Source organism: Phycisphaerales bacterium (genome assembly GCA_016716475.1).
Lineage (GTDB): Bacteria > Planctomycetota > Phycisphaerae > UBA1845 > Fen-1342 > JADJWG01.
Genome location: JADJWG010000002.1, coordinates 1,052,331 through 1,072,295, shown reverse-complemented (window position 1 = coordinate 1,072,295; position 19,965 = coordinate 1,052,331). Strand labels below are relative to the sequence as shown.

Sequence of the window (19,965 nt, the reverse complement as noted above, 5' to 3'; positions counted from 1 at the left end):
TCGCGGTCCGCTCCGGTCGGCCGTGGCCTTCGGCGAGCTATAAACCGGACACAAAAGCGGATTTTTTCGGATTCCGAAACACGCTTAGCGCGCAAGAAACTGCATTTTCACCCCCCGGGCGGGGTGTCCGATTGTCCGGTTCCGGTGCTCTATGACAGTCGCAATAGTGCGGCTGCATGGAGCACACTATGGCAACGGATAGGATTGCACTGGGACTTGCGGACGCGGCACGCGCGACAGGGGTGAGCACTAGGACGCTGTGGGCGGAAATTGCGGGTGGGCGGCTGCGCGTGGTCCGCCCAACCGGCAGACGGCGCGTGCTGGTCCTTGTCGAGGACTTGAAGAGGTGGTTGGACGGCCTGCCCCCGTTGCCCGGCGTGGGCGCCGACGACGAGGGCGCGCGGCCGTGACCGCGCGGACCCTCCCGCACGATCTTGACGCCGAGCGGGCCCTGCTCGGCGCGGCTGTGCTCGACCCGGCTGGCCTGGATGCTGGCCGGGCGGCGCTGCCGGAAGGTGGGCGCACGTTTTATCGTGATCTGCATGGCAAGTTGTGGAACGCGCTCGCCGAGCTGCGCGACCAGAGCGCCGCGTGGGATGAAATCACGATCAAAGAGTGGCTCACCGCGGCGGGTCTATGGGATGAAATCAAAGGATACGTTGGACTAGGCGGACTGACAACCTGCTGCGCTGACTGGCGGCGTGCGCCGGTGTACGCCGAGCGCGTCCGCCTGCTCTGGCTGCAGCGCCAAGCTGCAAACTTGGCCTGGCACGCGCATCGGGCGGCGGCGGACTCGAGCGCGAAATCGGGCGATGCACTTGCGGCGTGCGCCGAGCAAGCCGCGGAGCTGCAACGGCTGCTCGCGGACGCCGCGCCGCGCAGGGCTGGTTCGAGCTTCGCCGACGTGCTGGGCGAACTGCTCAACGCGGCCGAAGCTGGACGGCCAGTGGTGAAAACGCTGGCTACTGGCTGCGAATTACTTGACGAATCCGGCGGGCTTGCGTGCGGCGAATATCTGGGCCTGGTGGGCTCACCGGGCGTAGGAAAAACGCTGCTGGCCGACGCGCTGACGCTGGGCGTACTTCGGGCCGACGCTGATGCAACGGCGGTGGGGGGCTGCTGCGCGGCGGCATATCGCCTACCGCGCTCACGAGGACGCAAGAGACGGGGGCGCGGCTGCATCACGAAATAGGCGGCCGCTGGACGTTCCGCGCGGACCTTACCAGTGGGTCCGCAATCGCGGCCGCAGTGCTGGCGACTCGGCCAGCGCTTCTAGTCGTGGACCATGTAGGGCTGCTGGAGCTCGCGGGCGAGAACCCTGTAAGTGCGCTTGATACCGCTCTTGGGCAGATTCAAACCGCACTTCGCGAAACAGGGACGGCGGCGGTGCTGGTGGCCGAGCTCAACAAGACGGCGCTCAAGCCGGGCGCGCTTGATATTGCTGCGCCGCGCGGCTCGGCCCGGTTCGCAAGCTTGGCGGGTGCGCTGCTGGCACTGGTGCGCGACGAAAACGAATCGCCCGAGACTGTGGACCCGGCACTTTTGCTCCGGCTGCTCAAGCGGCGCCATGGGCGGGCCTACGTGGAGCAAGGTGCGCAATTGTTAGGCGGACTCGGCCTGCTGCGGCTCGTGCCCGGCGCGCGGGCGATGACGAAAGGTGGTTGACCGTGGGCGAGACTGCGGCCGAGATTGAGGCGCGCTACCTGGGCATGGTGCCCGGCAAGCGGGCTCCCAAGCCGCCTAAAACGGATGGGGCGCCAGCGGGAGGACCTAAGCGGCGCGGGCGGAAGCCGGAGCCGTGGACGCTGCGGCGGGTATCGGAAGCGTGCTGGGCCGCGCCGACGGTCTACCTGGCACTGCTAGAAGCGGCTGCTGGTGCATCTACCTGTACGCCGACGCGCGCAACGCTCTGCGACGCAACGGGCATACGGCGACTGAAAACTGTGTCGGCTGCGCTCACCGTGCTCGAATCGGCTGGCTGGATTCGGCGATCCCATGTCCCGGTGACGGTGGGCACAAAGAGGGCCGCAACACTGTTGCGCATCCGTGTTTTGCGTAAGGGGCAGTACGCGCCCTCTACGGGGCGAATCACATAGGGGCAGTACGCGCCCTCTACGGGCAGTTTGCGTAAGGGGCAGTACGCGCCCCAAGACTTCTCTTACAGAGAAGAGCGCACCCCGCCGCTTTTGAGAGCGCGGCGTGGTGCTGGCGAGAATTGAAGAACATACATGTGAGGGCGTGCAATGATGAAACGTAATAGCGCAAACCCGGCCGCGGGCATGGACGTTGACAAACTCCGGCTCAAACTACTGGAGGCATTACGCAAGCTCGGAGTTAGCCCACGGGCTGGCGCGAGCGTGGCTGAACTCGGCCGACTGCTCCGCAAGGTGCAGGGGACGGGTGAGAATGCCCGTTGACAAAATGTGGTGGCAGACGTATCGTAAACACATGAACATATCAGAGACACTTAGAGCGGCAATTGCGGCGGACGGGCGCACCTACCTTGCGTTGTCCGCTGCTTCGGGCGTGGACGTGGCGCAGATTTCGCGATTCGCCCGCGAGCTTCGCACGCTCACACTTCCGGCCGTTGACAAGCTCGCGGCCGAGCTCAATCTTGTGCTCATGGAACGGCCAGAAACGCCGCGCCACGCGACGCGGACCCCGCGCGAGGGGGTTGATATGGGGCGGACCCGTAGAACGCAACAAGCGCCGCGGCGCAAAGCCGGGCGCTACGAGAAAGGGGCTTGAACATGGCGCGGCAAGCGCGAGAGCGGCAACGCGGCAAGAATCACGGCTCGCTCTTCAAGCGAACCGCGGGCGGATGCTGGTACGCCAAGTGGACTGCGGCCGACGGTGGCCGTCCGGAGCGCTCAACCGGCACGCGCGACCGCAAGGACGCTGAGCGGATTCTGCAAGGATGGATTTCGGCCGAGGCGCTGCGCAAGGCGGGCATCGTGAAGCTGAACGAAGAGCGCTACGCCGACGCGGCGCGCGTTCTGCTCACAAAACACATTGACGCATGGATTGCGTCCGTGGCGGCGACCGGGGCGACAAAGAGGCACACGCTCTCACTGCGGAAGCATGTGAGCGAAATACTTCTCACCCGGCTTGGGGCGACGAAGCTCGCCGAAGTCACGGCGGCGCGCGTACAGGCGGCCGCGGGTGAGCTGGTGGCCGAGGGCGTGGCACTGCGAACAGCGCATTACTACCTGCGCGACTGCAAGGCGTTCGGACGCTGGCTCTGGCGTGAGAAGCTCGCGCCGGAGAATCCGCTCGCGCACCTGCGCGGCTTGCGATTCGACGCCGACAAGCGATATGAGCGGCGTGCGTTCTCCGCCGACGAAGTAGCGCGGCTCGTGGACGCTGCGAAGGTGGGCCGGGACTTCCGGGGGCTGAGCGGACCCGGGCGCGCTGTGGTGTATCAGGCGGCGCTGGGCACGGGTTTCCGCGCGGGCGAGTTGGCGCGGCTGAAAGTTGCAGACTTCAAACTTGATTGCGACCGGCCCGCCGTGCTGCTGGCGGCCGGGTCGGCGAAGAACCGCACCGCAACGACGCAACCGATCCGGCACGACCTGGCCGACGTGCTGCGGACGTGGCTCAAAGGCAAGCCAGCGGGCGCCGCAGCATTCCCGGGCACCTGGTCGCAACGCTCCGCACACATGCTGCGGCTGGACCTGCGCCGGGCGCGGTGGGCGTGGTTTCGCGAGACGGGCGGCGGCAAGGCGACGCGCGAGGCGTGGCAAGCGGGCTTCCTGGCCGATCAGGACGCCGCGGGCCGACTGGCCGATTTTCACGGACTGCGGGTGACGTTTATCACGGAGCTGGTGCGCGGCGGCGTGAACGTGCGGACGGCGCAAACCCTCGCGCGGCACTCCGATCCCAAGCTCACGCTGAACGTCTACTCGCGGTTGGGCGTGACGGACCTCGCGGCCGGACTCGACGTACTGCCCAAACTCGGCAGACCGGACAAGCCGGAATCTGAACGGTTACGGGCGACCGGCACGGACGACACAACGCCGACAATCCCGCCCGCGGCCCATTCGGACCCCCGACGGTACCCCCGACGGTTGGAGCGCATTTCGTCGCGCAACACTGCACACAATTGCACGACGGGAAAGAAAGGTAGCGCGGGTGACAATCGCGAAAATCGCCTAGTACGTCGCGCTGAATTGCACGCTACTGCGCATCATTTCGATGATGGGCCCAGCAGGACTCGAACCTGCGACACTCGGATTATGAGTCCGCTGCTCTAACCGACTGAGCTATGGGCCCGGCAGTTTCTGACCGACAATATCGAATTGTACTCGGAAGCGGTTGTCAAATGTCTTCGAGGACGAAGTGTTGGGGGGGCGGATTCCTCGGCGCATTCTCCGTTGAGGATTGGGACACCGGGGATCCTTTCTGGGAGCTGCTCAACACCACTGCGTTGCGGCAGCGGATGCGGCCCCTCTACGGGGAGTGCGACTTTAGCGGAATGGGCCGCGTAGTCAGCGCGGGCTTGTGAGCGTTCTGCGCCGGTGCGGACAGCGGTGTGGGCATAACCAGATCGGTGGCCGGGCAGGTGCGTTGCGCGATGACCAGGGCTTGTGGTACGAACGGGCCGAGTACCTCGTGCCATAAGCGTTCCAGTTCTTCCGCCGCGGGTCGCCCGCGCGGGCCGAGGCGGCTCACGACCGTGCCGGCACCGGCGGCTTCGGCATAGGCCGCCCGGGCATTCACCACTTGTTGCGCGACGGGGAAACCGTACATCCGCACGGCTTGCAGCGCGACCTGCGCCAGCCGCATCCGCGGTTGCACCCGGTTGAGCACCGTGATTACGTCCGGCTGGCCGGCGCGCCCGCCGCGCAGGCGAACCTGGTACAGCAAACGGGCAGTGCGGTACGACGCCTCGATGTCCACATGCGAGGGTCCGATCGGCAGCACCACCAGGTCGGCCAGCGCCGCGAGCAGTACGGTTTCGGCATTCAGCGTGGCCGGCGCATCGCAGACAACCAGCGGGCAGTGCTCCGCCAGAAGGGGGAGCTCGTTCCGCAGCCGCTCGGCCGTATTGCAGCGCTCGACGCGCAGTTCCGGCGCGGCGCGCGCGAGCCAGCCGGCGCTCGTGGCCTGGGCGTCCGCGTCGACCACTACCACTCCGGGCGTGTGTGTGGCCAGCCAGGTCGCGGCATGAACCGCGAGAGTGGACTTGCCCACACCGCCCTTGCTGTTGAGAAACGCGATGATCATGCGGGCGTGGCCCTGCGCTGGGGCCAAACCGCTGCGAGTGTCCTAGAGGACACTGACGCGCAGCGTTGTGTCTATCGTGCTATCGGCGGAACTGAACTGTCGGGTGTCGGGCGGGGCGCCAGGATCAGGTCGGAGATTTCGGCGGCAAAGCGGGACTCCGAGCCCGCGATGGTCGTTGTGGGGGGGGCCTCGGGCAACGGCAGCCCGCGCGCCCGGCACACGAGCCGATCACGCCCGCGTGACTTGGCGCGGTACATGGCGTAGTCGGCCGCTTCAAGCAGCATCGCCGCGGACCAGCTCGGCTCCCACTCAGCGGCCCCGATGCTCGCGGTCGTTGGTAGGGGGGTGTCGCGAAAATACGCCGGCTGTGCACGAATGGCGTCGAGCAGACGCTTGCCGACGTGCCGCGCGCCGCGCAGATCCGTAGCGGGCAGCATGACGATGAACTCATCACCGCCGACGCGCGCGGCGCAGTCGAATTGGCGCAAGACTGAAGTGATGCGACCGGCCACATGACGCAGAAGGGTGTCACCGGCAGCGTGTCCGGCTTGGTCGTTGACATGCTTCAGGTCATCGAGGTCGATGAGCAGCACCGAGAGCGTGGCATTGAAGCGGTGGGCGCGCCTGATTTCGCGCGCCAGGGCCTCGTACATCCAGCGTTGGTTGAACAGGCCGGTGAGCCCATCGACACGGGCTTCGATGCGGGCCTGATCATGCATCCGGGCATGCTGGAGACAGCGCCCGACGAAATCAAGGGCCGCGTGCACCTCGCTCGTTTCCAGTGGCGGGTCCGTCGCGACCGGTTGCGAACAATTCAGTATCGCTGTGAGTTGGCCGTCACAGCCGAGCGGTGCCACGAGGCAGGCATCATCCGGGTAGAGTTCTGCGGCCGGTACCGGCAGTCCCCGCAGGGCGCGCTCCTGAGTGGCAGAACGTGTCCAAAGCGGGTGGCCGTCGCGGGCCACCTGGGTCATGAGCCGGTCGCCTGGCGCGACGCGCACCGCGAGGTCGATGGGCCGGACATGCGTTGTTTCTGCCAGGGTCAGCAACCCACGGTCGGAGTCATGCAGGTACAACGAAGCAGCGGAGAACCCGAGTCGCCCTGGCAGTTCAACCACACAACGGCGGCAGAGGCGTTTGAGATCGAGGTCGTGGAAGGCCGTTACCCAGCCGGGCAGGTCAACCAGTGAAGCCGGCGGAAGGTCGCTGCCGGAGCCCAAGAACGGCGCGCCCGCCGGGCGTTCGGCGAGGTCCGCTCCGGTCCAAAGCACCGCGCAGGTGGTTTCATTGCACGGTTTGCGGATGTAGATTCCCGGTGGCCGCTCCACACTTGTGGCCGCGGGATCGGTATAGAAATACACACGGCGACCACTGCAGGGGGGGACCGCGGCGACAGTTTCGAGATCCAGCCAGCGTTCACCCACCAGGCCGACACCGGCTGAGGGCCAGTTTGCGGGGGCCACGAGATGGAGATCGGCACTCCCCGGGCGCGTCCGTTCCGCCGCACGGCGGAGGTCGGCATCTTCCGTAACGAGAACAACTTGTGTTCGGACCGCGGCCATGGGGCGGTTCGCTTGTATACCGGACCTGTCGAGCAGGCGCTGTCCGCAGGCGACGGGTCCTGGGCTGCGCCAGTCTATCGGGGCGGAGTCCATTCTAACTGTAGGTGTGATCCCGCGACTTCGCGCAACTTCGACGCGCAGTTTCGATGCAGCCGTGCCAGGAAACCGACCGATAGACAAGGTGACCGCGGCGGGCCGACGGTGGTCCGGTCGCGGTGATTCGCTGGAAGCGATCTCCAGGGCTCAGGATGAGCGTTCGCGGCATTCCCCGCACAGCACGAGAGATGTTCGTCGGCCGGTGGCAGGTGCCGGTGGCGCTGATCGCGGCGACCGCGGTCGGCGTGGCCCTGTACCGTATGGTGCCGCCGCCACCGCAGGTGGATTTCGCTGTCGCTCTGGCGGACCTGGCACTGCTGGAGGAAGCCGAGGATTTCGCTGCCGCGGCCGATGCCATCGGTAACCTGCTGGCGCTGGAACCACCGCTGCCGCCCGGCGAACGCGGCATGCTCCACGAGCGCATGACGGGCGTGCTGTACCGTGCGGAGCAACGCGCGCACCGGCACGAGCCGCTCAACCTGCAAAATCTGATGGAACACGCGCGGCAGGCGCAAGAACTGGGGCGGCCGGATACAGCCGAGATGTTCCTCCGGGTGGCGTTTGCGCGCTTGTGGCTGGGGCACGAGGAAGCGGCTCTTGGCAGTTTCCGGGCGGCGTTGGATGCGGGGCTTCCCACGGACGATCGGCGCACCGCCTTGCGGGCTGTCGTGGATCTCCTGGCCGAACGGCCGGAAGCACGTTTCGAACGTCGCCGCATCCTCGATCATGTGCTGCATGACCCGGGGGCGACCGCGCCCTTCTTATGGTGGGCACTTCGGTATGCCGTCACAGACGCACTCGACGAGCGCGATACTCTGCGGGCGCGCGAGTTGCTCGATGCGCACGGCGGGACGCTCGCCACGTCCGATCTGCGCGGCTATCGCGAGCATCTCGATGCCCTCGTGACCTTGTACGAAGGGCAACCGGACGCCGCTGCACCCGTGGCACGGTGGGTCGATGACTGGCTGACCGATGCCCCGCGGGTACCGCTGGGGCTGGACGAGTTCGGTCACTTGCCGAGCTTGAACCGCTGGCTGCTGGGGCGTATCGACCTGGAACTGATGCGGCCGGAAGATGCCCTGGCGAGCTTCGAAGCCGCACTCGCGTATCAGCCGGAACCCGGGTTGCACGTGGCGGCCGAAATCGGACGGGGGTTGGCGCTGGGGACTCTCGGCCACGAGGCAGCGGCGATGGCGGCTTTTCGCGCTGCGCTCGAAGTGCCGGGATTGCACAACGCCCGGCGAGTGCACGCCGTCGGTGAATTGCAGGCGGCACTGGCGCGACTTTTCCAGACATCCTGGGAACTGGGTTCTTACGGGGCGGCCTTGGATTACCTGGCGCTCGCGGCAGAACTGACTCCGACCAGCCAGGAGGCCGCCCGGCTGGATTGGTATGAGCGTCTGGGAAGGGCTTGCCTGACTGCGGCGGCGGCCTCGGCGGGTGAAACCGCGCGAGACTTCGATGAGCGCGGAGGGATCGCGCTGGAACACGCCGCTGTGTATGCACGATTCGACGAGCCGCGCTTGGCCGATCTGCTCTGGACTGCGGCGGAGGCGTACGACCGTGCCGGACGACTGGGAGCGCTGCAGCGGGTGCTCCAGGCATTCGTGGACGGCCGGAGCGATCATCCGCGCATGCCGGCGGCGCTGCTGCAACTGGGGCGTGTTTCGGAGGCCCACCGCCGGCCACAGGATGCGCTCGCCTGGTACCAGCGCGTCGCGGCGGAGTATCCCAAGCTGGAAGAAGCTGCCCGGGCGCGGTTGATGAGTGCGGCGGCGCTGGTCGGGCTGGGGTCGGAGCACTTCGACGAGGCCGAACTGCGCCTCGTGACCCTCTTGACCGACGGCACCGTGGCGCCCGATGCGGCGGTGTACCGTGAAGCCCTGCTGACACTGTGCGAACTCTACGACTACCAGCAGCGTTATGCCGATGAGATCGGGCGGCTGGAAGACTACCTCCGGCTGTATCCCGAAAGCTCTGATCACCTGCGGGCGCGATTCATGCTGGCGGATGCGTATCGCCGCAGCGCGTACCAATTGCGGACGGGGGCCGGGCCCGGCGTAGCGCCCGAAGCGGCGTTGTCCGAAAGTGCGGTGCGCTTCCGACGTGCGGCCGACCTGTACGCTGCCCTGCTGACGGACCTGGATGCCCAGTCTGTCCAGGCCGTGACACCGGCGACGGCGCTGCTGACGCGGCTATCCCTCCAATACCGCGCGGACTGTTACTACGAATTGAATGAACCCGCCGCCCTGGACACGGCGCTGCGGATCTACCGCCAGGTCACGGCGCGCTACAACAACCAGCCCGCGGCGCTGATGGCGCACCTTCAGATCGCCAACGTGCATCTGCGGTTGGGTGATGTGACCGAGGCGGGGCGCGCGATCGAACGGGCCCGCTGGTTGCTCCGCAGTATGCCGACGCTTACCCAGTCCTCACTCGCCGGTCTCGATCGTGACGAGTGGGAGCGATTTCTCGACGTGGTCTCCCAATCCCGGCTTTTTGAGGACGTGTTCGCCGCCGCGCCGTAGCGGCCATCTGACAGAGGAGTCTCGGACATGACGCCCACGCCAGGCACTCTCGACCCGGCGGAACTGATCCGGCTGCTCGAACAGCAGCGCGACCTCTATCGCAAGCTGCGCGAGCTCAGCGACCGGCAGCGCGCCCTGATTTCCGGCGATCGGCCGGAGATGCTGCTCACCATCCTGCGCGATCGCCAAGACCTCGTCGCGGCACTCGCGCGGCTGAACGACCAGCTCGCGCCCTATCGACGCAACTGGGACGAGATGTACGCGGGATTGCCGGAGTCGCGCCGCATCACCGCCTCGGGCCTGTTGCAGGATATCAATGGGCTTCTGCGCGTGATCCTGCGTACGGACCAGGAGGACACGGCGCTGCTGTCGGCCCGCAAGCAGGGTGTTGCGAACGAGCTGACGGGTCTGGCCGGGGGCCGCACGGCGAACGCCGCATACGCTCGCCAGACGTCATCGGCCGGCGCAAATGCGTCGGCGGACGTCTCCGGTTAGGTCTGGCCGAGAGTGTGGACCCGCACTGCGAGGAGTGTCGACGCGATGCCTGCACCCGCCGCACCGCCGGAAGCGGAACTCTCCAATGTCTTGCGCGAATATCTCAATGTCACCGCGCGCCTGCAGGAGACGCACCAGGTGCTCCAGCAGGAAGTCGTACGGCTGCGCGAAGAACTGGCGAGTAAGGACCGTGAACTGGAGCTGCGCCGCCGCTTGGCGGCACTGGGTGAAATGGCTGCCGGGGTCGCCCACGAAGTCCGCAATCCGTTGGGTGCGATTCAGCTCTACAGCGACCTGCTGAGGACACAATGTCGGCAGCAGCAGATGGAGCCCGCGCTCGACCTGATCGGGAAAATCGAAGCGGGCATCCACGCCATCGAAGCGGTCGTCCAGGACACGCTGGCCCTCGCACCACGGGACCGTCAGTTCACGAACTGTCCCCTGGGGGAACTGCTCGACCGCGTGCGCGATGCCACCCTGCGGAAGCTGGTTGATTGTGCCGTCACGCTCCTCGTGCGAGGTCCGGAGCCGTTGCCGGCCGTACGAGCAGAGCGCGAAGGTCTGCAGCGCGTCCTCGTGAATCTGGTGGTTAACGCGGCCGAGGCGTCGCCACGCGGCGGCACGGTGGAGGTGGCGGTGAAGACCGTCCGTGCGGGACGTGTCGAAGTGTGTGTGCGCGACGAGGGACCGGGCCTTCCGGACGAAGTTCGGCACCGCATTTTCGACCCGTTCTTCACGACGAAGGAACATGGTACAGGGCTGGGCCTGACGATTGCACACCGCCTGATCGAGGCGTACGGCGGTGAACTGCGGGCGGGGAACCAATCGCAAGGGGGCGCTGAGTTCGTAATTTCCCTGCCGTGTGCCGAGGCCACGGTGGACCCGGTTGTCACAAAGGTACGTCGGATTGGCGTGGCCTAGCGCCAAGGAGACCCCATGGCACGGATCTGCGTAGTAGACGATCAGGCAATGATGCGTGATTCCCTGTTGGCGACTCTGACTGCGCAAGACCACCAGGTCTGCGCATTCGACAACGCCCAGGAGGCCCTGACGAGAATCAAGCAGCAGTCGTTCGACGCCATACTGACCGATCTGCGCATGCCGGGCCTGGACGGGGTCGGCCTGTTGCGCGAGATGCGGCGGTTGGGGATCGACACGCCCGTGATCCTGATGACGGCGCATGGCTCGATCCAGAACGCGGTCGAAGCGATGAAGCTGGGGGCGTTTGACTATCTCCAGAAGCCGTTCAACGGCGAAGAGATCGAAATTCTGCTCGAACGGGCCTTGCGGGAGCGGACCCTGCTGCGTGACAACGAAATCATGCGGCGCACCATCGAGGATCTGCGTCGCGACCGTCATCTCATCGGGCAGGCACCCACCATGCGCCCCGTGCTCGAGAAGGTGCAGCGCGTCGCACAGAGCGCGGCGACCGTATTGATCACGGGTGAAAGCGGGACCGGGAAGGAGCTGATCGCCCGGGCCGTGCATGCCGCCTCACCACGGGCGGACCAACCGATGCTGTGCGTGAACTGTGCGGCCCTCTCGCCGACCCTGCTCGAAAGCGAACTCTTCGGCCACGAGAAAGGCGCTTTCACCGGTGCGGACCGCATGCGTAAAGGACGTTTCGAGTTGGCGGATGGAGGTACGCTGCTGCTCGACGAGGTGTCCGAGATCGCCCCGGCGTTGCAGGCAAAGCTGCTGCGCGTCCTCCAGGAGCGTGAATTCGAGCGCGTCGGCAGCTCGGTGACACGGCGCGTCGATGTACGCGTCATCGCGACTACGAACCGCAATTTGCGCGACTGGGCCGCCAAGGCGCGCTTCCGTGAGGATTTGTATTATCGTCTCAGCGTATTGCCGATCGAAGTCCCGCCGCTCCGGGAGCGTCGCGAGGACATCCCGTTGTTGATGGACCACTTCCTCGGAACCTGTGCCGCCCGCGATGGGCGCGAGCGACCACGTTTCACCGCGGAGACTCTGAAGGTGCTGGCGGAGTACGGCTGGCCGGGGAACGTCCGCGAGCTGGAGAACCTCTGCGAGCGCGTCTGCGTACTGGAGGCGGGCCGCGAGGTGACACCGGCAAGCATTGCTCCGTTGCTGAATGGTCCGATCAAGACCGCCACGGCCGCAGCCGAGGGGCTGCGCTACCGCGATGGGCAGATTCTCGATGACGCTGAGCGTGATCTGATCCTGCGGACGCTGGAGCGCTTCGGGGGCCATCGCGAGCGGACGGCGCGGGCACTCGGCATCGGTCTGCGCACGCTTGGGCTCAAGCTGAAAAAGTGGCGCGAAGAAGGCAGCTTCCAGGAGGAACGGCAGCGGCGCTCCGCGGTCCTGGTGTAAATCCCAGTAAGCGCAAGCAGCATCCGGATGTGGCAGCCCTTGCGCGGCGGCGGCCGTTCCGGCCAAGGCCTAACGAGCGCCCTGTTGATGTCCGGGCGGGGCACGTGTGCGGCGCGCAACTTGCTCAGTAACAGGTCGGAGTAGAGATTGCCATGTGGATCGACCGACTGACAGCTTCGCGTACGACCCACGCGGTGGCGCTCGCGGCGCAATATGCCGAACAGCGTCACAAGGTGCTGAGTGAGAACCTCGCTAATGTGGATACACCGGGCTTCCAGGCCAAGCTGCTGGATCACGAGACCTTTGCCCGGTCGTTGCGAACGGCACTGGATGATGCCCGAGCCAACCGCCGTTCCACGCTGGAACTGCGGGGTAGCCGCCAGTTCAGTACGGATACGCAGGGGCGACTGGCCGTACAGCCCGAAGTCGAGCCGGCGCAAAATGTGCTTTTTCACGACGGTACGAACGTGAAACTGGAGCAGTTGCTCGCCGATGCGGCCCAGAACCAGATGACGTACGAACTCGCGACCAGTCTGCTGCGCGGTCGGTTCACCAACCTGCTGCGGGCCATTCGGGGACGCGTGGAATGATTCGTGCTTTTGACATCAGCACCTCCGCTCTCGTCGCCCAGCGCACGCGGCTGGACGTGATCGCAGGCAATATCGCGAATGCCGAGGTGACTCGGCAGGAGGATGGGACACCTGCGCCGTACCGCCGCCGGTACGTCACATTCATGACCGGCGACGCCCACGGCGGTCCCGGAGTTCGCGTTGACGAGATACGGCCGGACCCATCTCCGTTTCGCGAGAAGTACGATCCTGGCCACGCCGACGCCGACCAGCGTGGGTACGTTCAACTGCCGAACGTCAGTATCACGATGGAGTATGTGGATGCGCTGGCGGCCAGCCGTGCGTACGAAGCCAACGCCGCAATGCTGAATGTGACGCGCGGCATGGTACAACAGGCCATCCGACTCTTCGCCTGAGTCGGGCTTGCGGCCTGCCCCTGGAGGAATGCATGCCTGAACCGATCGCCGCCGCCGGCTTGACTCCGCTCGGGCCCGCCCGGCCCACCGCCCCGGCTGGGCGCCCGGGTTTCGCGGAAGGGCGAGACTTCGCCGACCTGCTGCGCAGCCAATTGGCCGAGGTCAGTCGCATGCAAGCCGAGGCCGACGAAGGTATCGAGAGTCTCGTCACGGGGCGCAGCGACAACATTACCGAGGTATTCACGGCAGCCCGCAAAGCGGAAGTTGCCTTCAGTCTGCTGATGGAAATTCGCAACAAGCTGGTGAATGCCTATGACGAGCTGAAGCAGTTGCGCGTCTAGGACAGCGCCGGTCGGGAGGCGGTGGAGTCGCGGCCTGACCGGAATACGTGGGGGCATGGAAGCGGCGGCGGAGGCCGCCCGGAGCAGCCAGGATGGCGGCACTGCAAAAGCGGCTGAGCGAGATCCTGACGCGCCTGCGCGATGTGAACACATCGCAGAAGGTGGCGCTCTTCCTCGGCGGTCTGCTGGTCGCGGTGGCCCTGATCTGGATGGTGCAGTGGGCCGCCGCGCCCGAGATGGTGCCACTGATCGACCAGGGGTTGGCGGCAGAGGACCTGGCGCTGGTGCGCAGTGGTCTTGATGCGCTGGGAGAGCACTACGAGATTCGCGGGGATCGCATCCTGGTGCGCGCGGCGCGCAATCGCGCTGCACTCTACGCGCAATTACAGCAGCAAGAGAAACTGCCCTCCGACACGAGCGTCGGGTTCGCCGCACTCATCAAGGAATCCGACCCCTGGATCTCGAGTGAGGAGAGCCGGCGGCGCTGGACTTTCGCCCTCCAGGGGGAACTCGAGCGCGTCCTCCGCGAACTCAACGGCGTGCGCAACGCGCGCGTCCTGCTCAATTATGGCACTCAGAAGCGGGTCTTCGCGCGGACCGCACCTCCCAGCTCCGCCAGCGTCGCGGCTGACCATGCGGGGGGGCGACCAGGTGCCGCGCTCCCTGGCAATTGCCGCGGCGCGGCTCGTGGCGGGAGCCGTGGATGGGCTGTCCGTGAGGAACGTCGAAGTCGTCGATGCGAACGGCCGCCGGGCACTGGACTGGGATGCCGAGGGAGATCTCAGCACGCAACTCGATCGCAAGGTGCTCGCGGAAGAGCAGCGCTTCCTCGCCAACCTCCAGCAGATCATCCTGCCTTTTGACCCACGCGCCATCGTAGGCGTACAGGTCGAGCTCAACAGCACCGCGGATCACATCGAGACCGACACCCCCACGAAAGCCGTACCCGCCACGGAACGCACCATGGTCCAGGAGACGGTGCGGGACCGTTCGGCCGGTGATCCCGGCGTGCGGCCGAATACGGCGATGACCCGCGGGGGGAGTGGTATCAGCGAGAGCCAGCGGCAGGAGACCAGCGAGACGGAATCGCGCGTCGGGTACGCGAAACAGACGCGCAGCACGCCGCCCGGTGACGTGGTCAAGGTCACAGCGGCCATCTCATTGTCGCACAGCTACCTTGAAAATGTCTACCGGCGACGCCATCCCGAGGCGGAGGGCGCGCCGACGGATGAACAGATCGAGGAGATCTTTCGCGAGGAACGCACCCGCCTGTTGCCACAGGTGGCCCAGCTCCTGCGGCCGCAGAGCGAAGAAAATGTGGCGGTATCGCGCTATTACGACGAGCCGCTGGACGCGCCGGTTACGGCGGCCGCGGCGCCGCTGGAGCTTGGTGTGGACCTGGTGCAGCGTTACGGCCCGCAGTCGGGGCTCGCGCTGCTTGCGTTGATGGCACTGGGGCTCATGCTTCGCATGGCACGGCGCGCCGACGGCGGAGAGGCGTTTGGACTCGAGCTGGGGCTGCCGCGCGAAGCGATCGAGGCCGCCAAGGCGGCGGCGGCGGACGTCTCCCTGGCGTCCGCGGCGATGCAGCGGGCAGGCAACCGGCCGGCCGTGCGAAGGGTAGGGCCGCGGGCACCGGGCGCAACGGAGGACACGTATCTCGACGCAGAGCCCGCCAACTTCATTGAGCAAGCGGCGCTGAGCGAGGGGGTGCTGGTGGCACAGGAGGTCGACGCCGGCACGGTGCAGACGCGCAAGATGCTGGAGCAGGTCGCCACGATGGTAGACGAGGACGCGGAGACGGTGGCCGCCCTGATCGAGCAGTGGATCCAGCGGAATGAGCAATACCGCGAAGAGAATTGAGGACCGTCGCCCATGCCGCGCAGCACCTACCGCTCCGAAATCCGCAGTATCGAGGACGTCACCGGTGTGCGCAAGGCGGCCGTGCTGATGGTGGCGCTGCGGCACGACACCGCAGCCCGCATCATGCGGGCGCTCGACCGCGAGCGGGTCGAAGAGGTCTCGCGCGAGATTGCCGCGATTGACGCGATTGCACCGGAAGTGCGTGAGCAGGTCATCCGCGAGTTCTATAACCTGCTGATGGCGCGACAATACATGGACGCAGGCGGTATGTCGTGGGCGCGCACCCTGCTGATGAAGACGCTGCCACCCGAAGAAGCGCGGCGGATCATGTCGGTCATCGAGCACCAGGTCCACGAACAACCCTTCAGCTTCCTCCAGAAAACCGAGAAGGAGAACCTCGTCACGTTCCTCCAGGAGGAGCACCCGCAGACCATCGCGTTGGTGCTCTCGCACGTGCCGGCCGGCATGGCCGTGGACATTCTTTCCGCCCTGCCCACCGAGCGCCAGATCGAGGTCGTTGCTCGCATCGCCAACATGGACCAAACCAGCCCCGACGTGATCAAGGAAGTGGAGCGTGGACTAGAGAAGCGACTGGCCGGATTGGTGTCGGAGCGCTTCGAGCGTGTTGGTGGCGTCGAAGCGGTAGCCGAGATTCTCAACATGTCGGGGCGTGCAGTCGAGAAGGCGATTCTCGAAGGCCTGGAGGACGATCACCCGCAACTGGTCGAAGAGATCCGGCGGCTCATGTTTGTCTTCGAGGACATCATTCGGGTCAACGACAAGGGCATTCAGTCGGTTCTCAAGGAGGTCGAGAACGAGGAACTCGCGATGGCCATGCGGACGGCCAGCGACGAGCTCAAGGACAAGATCTTCAACAATATGTCGGAGCGTGCGGCGCAGCTCATCCGCGAGGAGATGGAGTTCATGGGCCCGGTGCGCGTATCGGACGTCGAAGCGGCGCAGCAGAAGATCGTCGACATTGTGCGCCGGCTCGAAGATGCCGGCGAGGTCATCATTGCCGGTCGCGGCGGTGAGGGCGAGCTGGTCGTCTGACCAGCCGCTGGAGGACGTGGGTGGTGCCGAGCAACATCATTCGCCGCGAAGCGGGGCCGCGTCCAACCGTTTTTCGGTTCCCGGATGTCGAGGCGGAGGCGGCCCGCATCCTGGCACGCGCGCAGCGCGAGGCCGAGGGACTGCGGGCAGCCACGGAAAAGCACCTTGCAGCCGAGCGCGAATCGCAGCGTCGCAACGGATATGAGGAGGGTTTCCGCGCCGGGCAGGCGGCCGGACGAGCCGCGGCGCTGGAGGAGGGTCGGCAGGCCGCTCGCACGGCGGCGGCAGCCGATCTGCAACAACTGACCGCGGCCCTCGGCGGTGCGTTACAGGACTATGAGCAGCGTCGCCACACGCTGCTGGCCGAGGCGGAGACCGGTCTGCTGGCGGTTGCGGTGGCCATTGCGGAGCGTGTTTGCAAGACCGCCGCGTTACACAGCGGCACGGTGGCTCGGGCGAATGTGCGGGCGCTGCTGGAACTTGTCCGTCACCAGCATGATCTTGAGTTTCACTTGCACCCCGAAGAAGCTGCGCTGCTGCGCGACGAGCTGCCGCAACTGGCTCAGCAGATCGCCGGGGCGGACCATGTGCGAATCGTGCCCGACACGGCCATCGGTCGCGGTGGTTGTGTGCTGCACTCGCGTGCTGGCGCGGTAGATGCCACGCTCGAGACACAACTTCGCCAGGTCGCCGAGAGTCTGGTCACTGACGGTCAGGAGACACTGGCGACCGGATCCGTGGCTGACCGTGGGGAGTCGTCCGCGTGAACCAGCCCGCGCCGCGCGCCAATGTTTTTGCGGCGGCGACCGAGGAGGTTGCCACGTTGCTGACCGAGCGGCTCGAAGGCCGTGTGCGGGCCGTCAACGGGCTGCTGATTCACGCGACCGGATTGCCTGTGCCGGTGGGGGCGCGCTGCCGGGTCCATACACGGCGTCACGGACCGGTGGAAGCCGAAGTGGTCGGCCTGCGTGACGGGCTCGCCCTATTGTCCGTATTCGGCGAGGCCACCGGGATTGCGCCGGATGATCGTGTCGAATGCACGTCCGGTCCACCGCGAGTCCCCGTCGGGTACGACCTCCTCGGCCGGGTCATTGATGCATATGGCCGCCCGTTGGACGGCGGACCGCCACCGCGGCTTAATGTCCGTTACCCGCTCTACGCTCCTGCGCCGCCGGCGCTCGAGCGTCGCCCGGTCGATGCACCGCTCGGGCTCGGTATTCGCGCGATCGACGGTCTGCTCACGGCCGGTCGCGGACAACGCCTCGGCATCTTTGCCGGCACCGGGGTCGGCAAGAGCGTCTTGATGGGCATGATCTGCCGCCGAACGCAAGCCGATGTGAATGTCGTCGTCCTGGTGGGCGAGCGCGGACGCGAGGTCGGGGATTTCCTCGACCGCCATCTAGGGGTTGAAGGCCGGGCGCGCAGCGTGGTTGTCGTATGTACCTCCGATGAAGCGGCCGCCCTGCGTGTGCGCGTCTGCCTGCACGCTACGGCCATCGCGGAGTATTTCCGCGATCAGGGACTCGACGTCCTCCTGATGATGGACTCGCTGACGCGCATGGCGATGGCTCAGCGGCAGATCGGCCTTGCCGCCGGCGAGCCACCCACTGCGAAAGGGTATCCGCCGAGTGTCTACGCGTTATTACCGCGCTTGCTGGAGCGAGCCGGGCGCACGGCGTATGGCAGCATCACCGGCATCTACACCGTGCTGGTCGAAGGCAGCGATATTGACGAGCCGCTGGCGGACGCGGTGCGGGGGATTCTCGACGGCCATGTCTGGCTCTCGCGCGACCTGGCAAATCGAGGGCACTTTCCGGCCGTGGATGTGCTGAACAGTATCAGCCGAGTAGCACCGGATGTCACTGCCCCTGAGCAACAGCAGGCGTCCCGCGCTGTGCGCCGAACGCTCGCGACATGGCGCGACATCGAGGATCTTGTCAGCATTGGGGCGTACGTGCCCGGGGCGAATGTCGATTATGACATCGCAGTGCAGACCCGCGAAGTGCTGACCGGATTCCTTACACAGACGCTGCAGGATGACACGCCTTATGAACAGAACATCGCTGCGTTGTGCCAGGTCGGTGAACTGCTAGAGCAGACGCGGCAAAGACTCGGTAAAGGCACGGCGGGTATGCGGAAATAAGTGGCCTCGGATTGGCTGCTTGTCGTTCTTGCCATCTCTGCCGGGTAGTCGCACGACCATAAGTCGCTAGTGGACAAGACCGCAGCACAGTCATGGCACAACGCTTCACATTTCGGCTTGAGACACTACTGCGTGTGCGTGCGCTGCGCGCGCGCACTGCTGAGCGCAACGTCGGTGCAAAACGCGCAGAGATTGCCCGTGTGGAGCAGCTTCAACACCAACTCGCAGACGAGATCCAGCGGCAACAGGTGTTGCTGCGCGATTTGCAGTCCCAGGGTGATCTCGACCCGCTTTCGCTCCAGCGGGGCCGCGCTTGGGTCGCGCATCTTCGGCGTCAGACCGGTACACAACAGCAACGACGCGGCGAGCTCGAGCGTGAGTTGCGCACATTACTGGACGTGCTCCGTGAAGCGCGGCGCGAAACGCGCGTGCTTGAGAAGTTGCGTGAACGCCGCTTCAACGCCCACCGGCAGGCCGAGGACCGCGCTGCCGAGGCCACCGCGGACGAATTGGCACAGCAGTTGCAACGGTTTCGCCAGGATGAATGCCCGCAGGGGTGACTCCCCGTGGAGCACGCCTGGGTAGCAAGGGATGTGAGCACAGGTGTTCTGGAAGTTGTATCATGGCATGGCCGGACTTGCCCTGGCCGCCTTACTCGCGGCCGGGAGCTTCTCCGGCTACCTGTTTGCCGTCGGGCGGCTGAACAGCGCGCGCATGGACCAGTTTGCGGCTGTGCTGCGCGGTGAATACGACACCGCCGCCGAGCCACCGCCGGCCCCACCCCCGCCCCCCCCGGCACCGGAGCCGCCGCGAGCTTCGACTGTTGAAGAAGTGCGCGCCATGAAGGAGCAGGCCTATCTCGCGACGCTCGCCACTGAGCGCGCCGCGCGCGACTACGGCTACCAGCGGCAGCTCCTGCACCAGGCCCTCGCGGACGTGGTGACGCAGCAGGAACGGCTCGACCGCCGCCAGGCCGAGTTCCGCGAACAGATGGCCGCGGAGCAAACGGCCGCCCTCGACACCGGCTTCCAGGAAGAGCTGGAGATGGTGCTGGCACTGCAACCGCGGCTTGCGAAGGAGCATTTGCTGCGCGTCTGGCAGAAGCAGCCGGCCGATGCGGTACGTCTGCTGAGCGCACTCGACGAAACTGCCCGCAAGCGCATCTTCACACAGTTTCGCACACCGGAAGAAGTTGCGGCCCTAACGGACCTGCTGGAGCGGGTCCGCCTTCAAGGAACCCCCGGCTCCGCCAACGTGTCAGGGACGACCGCCGGCGCCGCCGCACCCCAGTAGCACCGGGTTCGTGGCGTTGTGCCGCGCCCGGTGCCTGTGC

At 66.2% G+C, this 19,965-nt stretch carries 20 protein-coding genes, 1 tRNA gene and 1 pseudogene; 19 read left to right on the top strand and 3 right to left on the bottom strand.

Features of this window, described 5'->3' with window-relative positions:
- The first annotated feature begins 188 nt into the window (after positions 1–188).
- The 6 genes and pseudogenes from IPM18_12075 (at position 189) to IPM18_12050 (ending at position 3,908) form a co-directional block, all read left to right on the top strand.
- Positions 189–410: a hypothetical protein gene (locus IPM18_12075; protein MBK9120320.1), complete on the top strand. Its 222-nt coding sequence runs from the start codon at positions 189–191 to the stop codon at positions 408–410.
- Positions 407–1,192: a hypothetical protein gene (locus tag IPM18_12070; GenBank protein MBK9120319.1), complete on the top strand. Its 786-nt coding sequence runs from the start codon at positions 407–409 to the stop codon at positions 1,190–1,192. The genes IPM18_12075 and IPM18_12070 overlap by 4 nt, the downstream gene beginning before the upstream one ends.
- An 86-nt stretch (positions 1,193–1,278) precedes the next feature.
- A complete protein-coding gene (locus IPM18_12065; protein MBK9120318.1) occupies positions 1,279–1,665 on the top strand; it encodes a hypothetical protein in 387 nt (128 codons plus the stop codon).
- Positions 1,666–2,243: 578 nt separating this feature from the next.
- The gene (locus IPM18_12060; protein MBK9120317.1) at positions 2,244–2,417 is read left to right on the top strand and encodes a hypothetical protein; all 174 of its coding nucleotides are present in this window, start codon (positions 2,244–2,246) and stop codon (positions 2,415–2,417) included.
- The gene (locus tag IPM18_12055) at positions 2,407–2,748 is read left to right on the top strand and encodes a helix-turn-helix transcriptional regulator (GenBank protein MBK9120316.1); all 342 of its coding nucleotides are present in this window, start codon (positions 2,407–2,409) and stop codon (positions 2,746–2,748) included. Before IPM18_12060 ends, IPM18_12055 begins: the two co-directional genes overlap by 11 nt.
- A 2-nt stretch (positions 2,749–2,750) precedes the next feature.
- Positions 2,751–3,908: pseudogene (locus IPM18_12050) on the top strand (tyrosine-type recombinase/integrase).
- A gap of 290 nt (positions 3,909–4,198) precedes the next feature.
- Here IPM18_12050 and IPM18_12045 read toward each other — a convergent pair.
- The 3 genes from IPM18_12045 to IPM18_12035 form a co-directional block, all read right to left on the bottom strand.
- A tRNA-Ile gene (locus IPM18_12045) sits at positions 4,199–4,272 on the bottom strand.
- Between the two features lie 177 nt (positions 4,273–4,449).
- Complete coding sequence (locus tag IPM18_12040; GenBank protein ID MBK9120315.1) at positions 4,450–5,226, bottom strand: ParA family protein; 777 nt, start codon at positions 5,224–5,226, stop codon at positions 4,450–4,452.
- Positions 5,227–5,297: 71 nt separating this feature from the next.
- Entirely contained in the window at positions 5,298–6,788 is a 1,491-nt protein-coding gene (locus IPM18_12035) for a sensor domain-containing diguanylate cyclase (GenBank protein ID MBK9120314.1), read from the bottom strand.
- Between the two features lie 284 nt (positions 6,789–7,072).
- Here IPM18_12035 and IPM18_12030 point away from each other — a divergent pair, with 284 nt between their 5' ends.
- The 13 genes from IPM18_12030 to IPM18_11970 all read left to right on the top strand — a co-directional run bounded on the left by IPM18_12030 (position 7,073) and on the right by IPM18_11970 (position 19,925).
- Positions 7,073–9,412 carry a tetratricopeptide repeat protein gene (locus IPM18_12030; protein ID MBK9120313.1) on the top strand — a complete coding sequence of 780 codons (2,340 nt, stop codon included), beginning with the start codon at positions 7,073–7,075 and terminating at the stop codon, positions 9,410–9,412.
- Positions 9,413–9,439: 27 nt separating this feature from the next.
- Positions 9,440–9,907, top strand: a complete 468-nt coding sequence (locus IPM18_12025) for a hypothetical protein (protein ID MBK9120312.1) — start codon at positions 9,440–9,442, stop codon at positions 9,905–9,907.
- 45 nt (positions 9,908–9,952) lie between these two features.
- Complete coding sequence (locus IPM18_12020) at positions 9,953–10,828, top strand: sensor histidine kinase (GenBank protein ID MBK9120311.1); 876 nt, start codon at positions 9,953–9,955, stop codon at positions 10,826–10,828.
- A 15-nt stretch (positions 10,829–10,843) separates the two neighbouring features.
- The gene (locus IPM18_12015) at positions 10,844–12,247 is read left to right on the top strand and encodes a sigma-54-dependent Fis family transcriptional regulator (protein MBK9120310.1); all 1,404 of its coding nucleotides are present in this window, start codon (positions 10,844–10,846) and stop codon (positions 12,245–12,247) included.
- A 152-nt stretch (positions 12,248–12,399) separates the two neighbouring features.
- Positions 12,400–12,837: a flagellar basal body rod protein FlgB gene (gene flgB / locus IPM18_12010; GenBank protein MBK9120309.1), complete on the top strand. Its 438-nt coding sequence runs from the start codon at positions 12,400–12,402 to the stop codon at positions 12,835–12,837.
- Positions 12,834–13,232, top strand: a complete 399-nt coding sequence (gene flgC / locus IPM18_12005) for a flagellar basal body rod protein FlgC (protein ID MBK9120308.1) — start codon at positions 12,834–12,836, stop codon at positions 13,230–13,232. The genes flgB and flgC overlap by 4 nt, the downstream gene beginning before the upstream one ends.
- 32 nt (positions 13,233–13,264) lie before the next feature.
- The gene (fliE, locus tag IPM18_12000; GenBank protein ID MBK9120307.1) at positions 13,265–13,573 is read left to right on the top strand and encodes a flagellar hook-basal body complex protein FliE; all 309 of its coding nucleotides are present in this window, start codon (positions 13,265–13,267) and stop codon (positions 13,571–13,573) included.
- 92 nt (positions 13,574–13,665) lie between these two features.
- A complete protein-coding gene (locus IPM18_11995; GenBank protein MBK9120306.1) occupies positions 13,666–14,436 on the top strand; it encodes a hypothetical protein in 771 nt (256 codons plus the stop codon).
- Between the two features lie 1,012 nt (positions 14,437–15,448).
- Complete coding sequence (gene fliG, locus IPM18_11990; GenBank protein ID MBK9120305.1) at positions 15,449–16,489, top strand: flagellar motor switch protein FliG; 1,041 nt, start codon at positions 15,449–15,451, stop codon at positions 16,487–16,489.
- Positions 16,490–16,512: 23 nt separating this feature from the next.
- Entirely contained in the window at positions 16,513–17,256 is a 744-nt protein-coding gene (locus tag IPM18_11985; protein MBK9120304.1) for a hypothetical protein, read from the top strand.
- Positions 17,253–18,632, top strand: a complete 1,380-nt coding sequence (locus tag IPM18_11980) for a FliI/YscN family ATPase (protein ID MBK9120303.1) — start codon at positions 17,253–17,255, stop codon at positions 18,630–18,632. The genes IPM18_11985 and IPM18_11980 overlap by 4 nt, the downstream gene beginning before the upstream one ends.
- A 92-nt stretch (positions 18,633–18,724) precedes the next feature.
- Positions 18,725–19,192, top strand: coding sequence for a flagellar FliJ family protein (locus IPM18_11975; protein MBK9120302.1), 468 nt, complete (start codon positions 18,725–18,727; stop codon positions 19,190–19,192).
- Between the two features lie 43 nt (positions 19,193–19,235).
- The gene (locus IPM18_11970; GenBank protein ID MBK9120301.1) at positions 19,236–19,925 is read left to right on the top strand and encodes a hypothetical protein; all 690 of its coding nucleotides are present in this window, start codon (positions 19,236–19,238) and stop codon (positions 19,923–19,925) included.
- Positions 19,926–19,965 lie beyond the last annotated feature (40 nt).

What these genes read in the sequence shown, in the direction of transcription:
- IPM18_12035 (MBK9120314.1), bottom strand. Translation starts at nt 6,788, where the DNA reads ATGGCCGCGGTCCGAACACAAGTTGTTCTCGTTACGGAAGATGCCGAC.
- IPM18_12020 (MBK9120311.1), top strand. Translation starts at nt 9,953, where the DNA reads ATGCCTGCACCCGCCGCACCGCCGGAAGCGGAACTCTCCAATGTCTTG.
- flgC (MBK9120308.1), top strand. Translation starts at nt 12,834, where the DNA reads ATGATTCGTGCTTTTGACATCAGCACCTCCGCTCTCGTCGCCCAGCGC.
- flgB (MBK9120309.1), top strand. Translation starts at nt 12,400, where the DNA reads ATGTGGATCGACCGACTGACAGCTTCGCGTACGACCCACGCGGTGGCG.
- IPM18_12055 (MBK9120316.1), top strand. Translation starts at nt 2,407, where the DNA reads ATGCCCGTTGACAAAATGTGGTGGCAGACGTATCGTAAACACATGAAC.
- fliG (MBK9120305.1), top strand. Translation starts at nt 15,449, where the DNA reads ATGCCGCGCAGCACCTACCGCTCCGAAATCCGCAGTATCGAGGACGTC.
- IPM18_11975 (MBK9120302.1), top strand. Translation starts at nt 18,725, where the DNA reads ATGGCACAACGCTTCACATTTCGGCTTGAGACACTACTGCGTGTGCGT.
- IPM18_12040 (MBK9120315.1), bottom strand. Translation starts at nt 5,226, where the DNA reads ATGATCATCGCGTTTCTCAACAGCAAGGGCGGTGTGGGCAAGTCCACT.
- IPM18_12030 (MBK9120313.1), top strand. Translation starts at nt 7,073, where the DNA reads ATGTTCGTCGGCCGGTGGCAGGTGCCGGTGGCGCTGATCGCGGCGACC.
- IPM18_12060 (MBK9120317.1), top strand. Translation starts at nt 2,244, where the DNA reads ATGATGAAACGTAATAGCGCAAACCCGGCCGCGGGCATGGACGTTGAC.
- IPM18_11995 (MBK9120306.1), top strand. Translation starts at nt 13,666, where the DNA reads ATGGCGGCACTGCAAAAGCGGCTGAGCGAGATCCTGACGCGCCTGCGC.
- fliE (MBK9120307.1), top strand. Translation starts at nt 13,265, where the DNA reads ATGCCTGAACCGATCGCCGCCGCCGGCTTGACTCCGCTCGGGCCCGCC.
- IPM18_12075 (MBK9120320.1), top strand. Translation starts at nt 189, where the DNA reads ATGGCAACGGATAGGATTGCACTGGGACTTGCGGACGCGGCACGCGCG.
- IPM18_12025 (MBK9120312.1), top strand. Translation starts at nt 9,440, where the DNA reads ATGACGCCCACGCCAGGCACTCTCGACCCGGCGGAACTGATCCGGCTG.
- IPM18_12015 (MBK9120310.1), top strand. Translation starts at nt 10,844, where the DNA reads ATGGCACGGATCTGCGTAGTAGACGATCAGGCAATGATGCGTGATTCC.